At 62.4% G+C, this 649-nt stretch carries 1 protein-coding gene; it reads right to left on the bottom strand.

Features of this window, described 5'->3' with window-relative positions; genetic code table 11:
* Positions 1-38 precede the first annotated feature (38 nt).
* Positions 39-649: IS3 family transposase (locus Asi02nite_RS41310; protein ID WP_203719493.1), on the bottom strand; the 611-nt coding region annotated here is incomplete at its 5' end.

Raw genomic sequence — 649 nt, 5'->3', positions numbered from 1 at the left:
GAGCTTGACCCCATTCGCCGGACACATCGGGTGTGGGGTCAGCTTCGCCGGTCAGGGGGCGTGTGGTGTGCTTCGAAGGTGACCGGGCTGTGCATTCCGATGCTGGAATGGCGGCGTTTCGGGTTGTACCAGCACTCTATCCATTCGAATATGGCGTTGGCAAGGTCTGCTCTGGTCGTCCACTGTTTTTGGTCGAGTAGTTCGATCTGGAGGGTGCCCCAGAAGGATTCCATCATGGCGTTGTCGTAACAGTCGCCGACGGTTCCCATAGAGGCGAGCAGGTCGGCGTTTCGGAGTCTCTGCCCGAACGCCCATGACGTGTATTGAGAACCGTGATCGGAATGCAAAATGGTGCCCGGGTCGGGTTTCCGCCGGATCAAGGCCATTCCGAGGGCGTCGGTGACGAGTTCGGTGCGCATATGCGGGGCGATGGACCAGCCGATGATCCGCCTCGACCAGGCGTCCATGACGGCCGCGCAGTAGATCTTGCCCTCCTCGGTCGGGTGTTCGGTGATGTCGGTGATCCACAAACGGTCAGCTCCGTCCACCGTGAACTTCCGGTTGACCAGATCCGCGGCAGGCTCGGCGTGTGGGTCTCGGATCGTGCAGCCGCGGCGGCGCCGGCGGTAGAGCCCTTGCAGGCCGGCCT

The organism is Asanoa siamensis, from assembly GCF_016862555.1.
Classification (GTDB): Bacteria; Actinomycetota; Actinomycetes; order Mycobacteriales; family Micromonosporaceae; genus Asanoa; species Asanoa siamensis.
The sequence above is the reverse complement of the archived record's forward strand: the minus strand, read 5'-3'. Positions and strand labels throughout refer to the sequence as shown.